Genomic DNA, 5,247 nt, shown 5'->3' on the forward strand with positions numbered 1-5,247 from the left:
TCAAAGATCAAACGTTAAACTTCAAAGAATCCGTTTATTATGCCAGCGATCAGGATGTCGGCGCTTTCATGGATCAACTGGCTGAAATCCGCGGTTCGTTAGCGAATTATCCTTATTAACCAGAGATCACTTTTACCATTCGGGTCAGCCTCTGCCCTGAACAAGCTGATGAACATCTTCTTCTTTAAATTTCATTCATTTCTTCCGCGCCCATTTTCGGGCGTTTTTAGATATTTTGGGCAAAAAGAAAAACAGCGCCCGCTGTCCTCTTTCCTTAATCCGTTAAGCCCCATTCCGGGATTTCATTGCCGCGGCGGATCAGAATTGTCTTCTGGAAATCCGTCTGATTCAAAAACCGCAGAATCAGATCTTCCTCCGCTTTCGAGCAGCCGACCAACAACTTCACGTCGATTTCCTTCTGCAGAATATCCGCAGCCACAACCGCCGTCTTCACCATCGAGGATTTCTCACTGCCGCGGTACACCGCGATGCCGCCTTCATTCGATTCAGCGGCCAGATCGATGTAATGACCGTAGTCTACCGGATAGATCAGATTTTTATATTCCGGATGTTGTTCTCCTTTTTTCCGGCTTAAAACAAATTTGCTGGAAAAAACGAGAGTATCTATCTTCTGCCAAAAGAACGCATTGTTTTCATAATTGTCCATTGATAAATCTCCTATCTCTTTTGTATTATATCGAAAATGAAAAGACTTGTAAATCATAAATCATTCTTTACAAGTCAGTTTGAGGCTTTTTTACAGCCTTTTATGAAAATTATTTAATATGCTTTCTTAATCGACATGAACATGACTGCGGGTAATCTCGGCAATCGTACTGCAGCCGGACATGATCATCGTTTCGCGCAGCTCGCTGCGGATCTTATCCAGCGTTAACCGCACGCCTTCTTTACCGCCGCCGACTGCAGCCAGGGCCAGTGGCCGGCCAATCAATACGCCGTCCGCACCCAGGGCCAGCGCCTTAAACACATCCAGTCCGGTCCGGAAACCACCGTCAACCAGAATCGTGATCTGTCCCTTAACCGCAGCCGCGATTTCCGGCAGAACCTCGATCGTCGATAACGCATCATCCAGAACGCGTCCGCCATGATTGCTGACAACAATCGCATCGGCTCCGGCTTCGACGCACTTCCGCGCCCCTTCCACCGTTAAAACACCTTTGACGATCAGCGGGATGCCGCCGGCCATTTCCTTCATTTTCTTTAAATCCGCCACGCTCTTGTTGACCACCGGCGTCGTTCCTTTGCGCAGCAGCACCAGGCCCGCCGCGTCCACATCGGTCGCCAGCGCGAAGACCTTATGTCCTTTAAACCGTTCAATCCGCGCCTGCACGCCTTCCTCACACCACGGCTTGATCGTCGGGATGCCCATGCCGTCGTGATCCAGCACCGCCTGCAGCGGTTTGGCAAACAGCGTGTCGATGTCGATGCCATCGCCCGTAAAGGCCAGCGTTCCTGCTTCCAGACAGCCCTCAACCGTCGCTTTGTTGTACTCTTCTTCCGTCATTTCCGCGCCGTAGTTATTCTTAATTCCCGCCACCGGCGCGCAGTACACCGGCAAGGATACGGTATGACCGAACAACGTCGACGTCGTGTCGATTTCTTTGTTTTCCACTAACACGTCCATCTGAATCCGGACGGATTTTAACTTTTCCACATTGCGGATAAACGTACTTCCGCTGCCTTTTCCCCCTAAGCCCGGGATTTCCCCCTTGCAGGCTAAGCCGTTGCAAACCGGACAAGCCCGGCATTTCGGCGATTTTCGCTTTGCTTCCTGAATGATTTCTTCTAAGGTCATTTTTGCCAACCCCTTTCCCTGTTCTTCATTATAAGAGTCCTGACGGATGAAGACAAGCGATATTTGACAGAATTCGCCCGGGGTCATGGCAATCAATGAAATCTCAGTAAAGATCTAACGCGCTGCCGCAGACCGCAGTTTCTTTTCTGATGTCCGATGAGTCTCCCATTCTGTTTAGGATCGTTGTTTGTTTTCTCGCTGAACAATCGCCAGTGCTTCCGCAACGGATTCCACCATCCAGCGAGCCTCGTCCCGGATTTCAGGCTCCGCTGACGCCATACAGAAGCTGTTTTCAAAGGTCTTAAAACATGTCAGATCATTGCGGTCGTCGCCGATCACCGCGATTTCTTCCCGCTTTAACCCTAACCTCCTGCCGGCCTCCAGAATACCCTGTGCTTTATCCACGCCCGCGCGAACGATCATCAAAGTGCGGGAACTCGTTTCAATCGCGTGCAGCCCTCTGTCCTGGGCAAGCAGCCGTGCGGAAACGGTCTGCGCAAAACAGGCGTCGGGATACACCGCTAAAATAACCGCAAGCTGTAAATCCGGCCGCTGGGGATCCCACTCCAGAACCTGCCGATGATCCTGAATCAGATTTAACGGATTTTCACAATACCCTCGGGCTAACGGAAATCGCAAATCATAAGCGAGCCAGTCATTATCCGGTGTGACCATCGCCACCCAGTTTTCCGGCTGATCACCGCCTAAAGTTTTCCACAATTGCCTTTCGTTCCGGCTTGGCAGCGGATGCAGCCAGCGGCGGCCGCCTTGCTCGATCACCGCTCCGTTCCAGCCGACGACTGCCGCCCAGGTTCGCGAACTGTATTTTTGAATATAACCGGCAGAGCGTGAAGTTGCGATTCCCGCTAATCCTCCGGCCGCCTGCCAGCGCTGTAAAGCATGTTCATTTTCATCGCTGATGCCCGCCGTTTTCTTTCCCGGTTTCCGCAGCAGCGTACCGTCTAAATCAATCATGACGCATCGGATCATTCTTTCTTCCTCCTGGACGGTTTGTCCAGATTTATTATTTCAAAGTTCCAGACGGAAAACCAGACGCGAGCGTCAGCTTACAGCTCCGCCTGTTCAATCAAACGACAGGCTAATTCGGTTTTCCCCAACCGAACTAAGGTCTGAAACCGCAGCTGAACCAGCTTTTTTGCAGCGGCCCGGCCAGCGGATCAGATTGTAAGCTGAGCTCCGCGAGTTGTTTTTCGTCCTGCCTGACTAGCGCTTCAATCCAGCGCAGCGTAGCGTCGGACTGATGCTTACGCTGAATTTCCGCCTCCATCCGATTTAAAAAGAACCGACAATCTTCCTGACGATGACAAAGCCATGCGGACAGCGCACCTGCGATCAACAAAGGCATTCGGTGAATGACTGCCGCGCAGGCTTGAGCATGGGCCAGCGCCGCTTCCGGCTGATCCAGCAGAAAAGCCGCCAGCGCCAAGCGCTCCTCAGCCATCAACAAAACTTCCGGACATTGAAAGCGCTCCGCTTCCTGGCGGACGCGCCGGGCTAAAGTCTGCGCCGTTGCCGGTTCGTCATTTAAAAACAAATCGGCCTGATGAATCCGAGTATGGATAGCCCGAACGAAATAACCGTTGCGGGAAAACTGATCAAGGGCCTGCTGATTTATAAGAAGTGCGCTTTGCGGGCGATGCAGACGCATCAGACAATCTGCTTCATGATAATGGATCAGAGCCTGCGTGCCTTCGTCCTGCCCCAGCGTTTCAGCTCCGGCCAGCCAGGACTGCGCCGCTTCTATCTCGTCTAATGCCTTATGATGAATGCCGCGATAAAGCCGATACCATTGTTGGTCCTGATTCCGCAAAGCTGAGCCGGCCGCCTCCAGGATATCCCGCAACTGATAAACCCGCGCTTCCCGGTTCTCGCCACGGCTGATCCGGACAATCCATTCCGCCAATAAGAACTGAGCATAGTGGCAGCTGGCTTTCAAAGCTTCCCGCCGCTGCCACAGATCATCAAAAAACGCGTCGCGCCGGTCCATCCGGTAATCCAGGATCGCCTGTGTCAGCGGGTGTAAAGTAAATTCCGGCTGCCAGAGCAACGCGGGATCATACGGCAGAGCCAGTTCGCTGAACAGCTTGCGCAGCGTGTAGTCGGCTGGCCGCTGCACACCATTTTCTACATCGCTTAAATACATAGCCGAGATTCCTGTGCGCTCCGCCAGGGCGCGCAGCGACAAATTCTGATCCAGCCGATTTTGTCTAAGCATAAACCCCAGCGCCTGTTTTGGATAGTCCATGATGATCTCTCCTTTATTTTCGTTTCGTACGACACGGCAAACATCTCTTAATCCATCGTCCGTTGAATGGAAAAAAGTCTGTCTCTGGGTTCAGACAGACTAATCGAGAATTTTATTCACCGGGATCTGACACGTCTGAGCCAGCTCCAGCGGTTCATAGATCTGCATCAAATTCATTGTATTCGCAACGATCAGCGCGCAGCCGCGGGCATCGCTGCCGGCGTCGTGGTGATCGAGCTGAATTCCCATATAATCGCAGACATCGTTCAGACGGTGATGTTTCAGATACGGATATACTTTGCGGCTTAGCTTCACCGTACAAAAATACGGGGCATCCGGCAGCTCTAAGCGGTACAGGGAGCAGCAGCTGGCCAGCACCTTCATATCAAAACCCGCGTTATGCGCGCACAACACGCCGCCGTCCAGCCACGGTTTCAACTGTTCATAAACTTTAGGGAAAAAAGGTGCGTCAGCCACCTGATCAGGGGTAATGCCATGGATATCAATAAAAGAAGGATAAAACGCGTCATAATAAGGATGCGGCCGGATCAGCCAGCTGTCGCTGAATACCATCTCGCCCTCGTCGAATACCGTTAAGCCTACGGCGCAGGCACTCATCGGCGAGGGATTGGCGGTTTCAAAATCAATCGCTGCCCACTTCATTATTCTCGGACATGATCCAGAGCCTTCTGGAATATTTCTTCAATATGATCATCATCAAGCGAGTAATAGACCACTTTGCCATCTTTCCGGCTGCGGACCAACCGCGTTTTCTTCAGCGAAGCCAACTGATGCGACACTGCGGAATGCGTCATCTTGAGCAGCACGGCCAGATCGCCCACACACATCTCCCGTTCAAACAACGCCTTTAACACTTTTAAGCGGGTCGGGTCCGCAAACATTTTGAACAATAAAGCCAGATCTTCAAATTCGCTTTCACTGAGCATTTTCTTTTCCACTTCCGCGACAATCTCGGGATGGACGATTTTTTCCTGCAGTTCTTCCTTCTCCATGCGCCTCACCACCATTGGGAATATTATATCACATTCCGTTTGGTTACGGACAATTCGCCCATGCTTTCCCGTTTTGGATTTACCTGGAAAAGATTGACCCTCAGTCTGATTTATTGGAATCGACCTGAAGTTCCTTAGAAACATTAAAAATT

General features: G+C 51.4%; 6 protein-coding genes. All 6 read right to left on the reverse strand.

Annotation, left to right across the window (positions count from 1 at the left end):
• Positions 1-274: 274 nt before the first annotated feature.
• Entirely contained in the window at positions 275-667 is a 393-nt protein-coding gene (locus tag HOLDEFILI_RS17310; protein WP_039865400.1) for a hypothetical protein, read from the reverse strand.
• A 126-nt stretch (positions 668-793) separates the two neighbouring features.
• On the reverse strand, positions 794-1,816 hold the full coding sequence (locus tag HOLDEFILI_RS17315; RefSeq protein WP_039865522.1) for an alpha-hydroxy-acid oxidizing protein: 1,023 nt from the start codon (positions 1,814-1,816) through the stop codon (positions 794-796).
• A 174-nt stretch (positions 1,817-1,990) separates the two neighbouring features.
• Positions 1,991-2,806, reverse strand: coding sequence for an HAD-IIB family hydrolase (locus HOLDEFILI_RS18635; protein ID WP_050767018.1), 816 nt, complete (start codon positions 2,804-2,806; stop codon positions 1,991-1,993).
• A 133-nt stretch (positions 2,807-2,939) separates the two neighbouring features.
• Positions 2,940-4,082 (reverse strand): helix-turn-helix domain-containing protein, encoded by a 1,143-nt coding sequence (locus tag HOLDEFILI_RS20155; protein ID WP_006061216.1) that lies wholly within the window; start codon positions 4,080-4,082, stop codon positions 2,940-2,942.
• 99 nt (positions 4,083-4,181) lie between these two features.
• On the reverse strand, positions 4,182-4,745 hold the full coding sequence (locus HOLDEFILI_RS17330; RefSeq protein ID WP_006061217.1) for a 3'-5' exonuclease: 564 nt from the start codon (positions 4,743-4,745) through the stop codon (positions 4,182-4,184).
• Positions 4,745-5,095, reverse strand: a complete 351-nt coding sequence (locus tag HOLDEFILI_RS17335; RefSeq protein ID WP_039865401.1) for an ArsR/SmtB family transcription factor — start codon at positions 5,093-5,095, stop codon at positions 4,745-4,747. Before HOLDEFILI_RS17335 ends, HOLDEFILI_RS17330 begins: the two co-directional genes overlap by 1 nt.
• Positions 5,096-5,247 lie beyond the last annotated feature (152 nt).

This window comes from Holdemania filiformis DSM 12042 (genome assembly GCF_000157995.1).
In the GTDB taxonomy this organism is placed as follows: domain Bacteria; phylum Bacillota_I; class Bacilli_A; order Erysipelotrichales; family Erysipelotrichaceae; genus Holdemania; species Holdemania filiformis.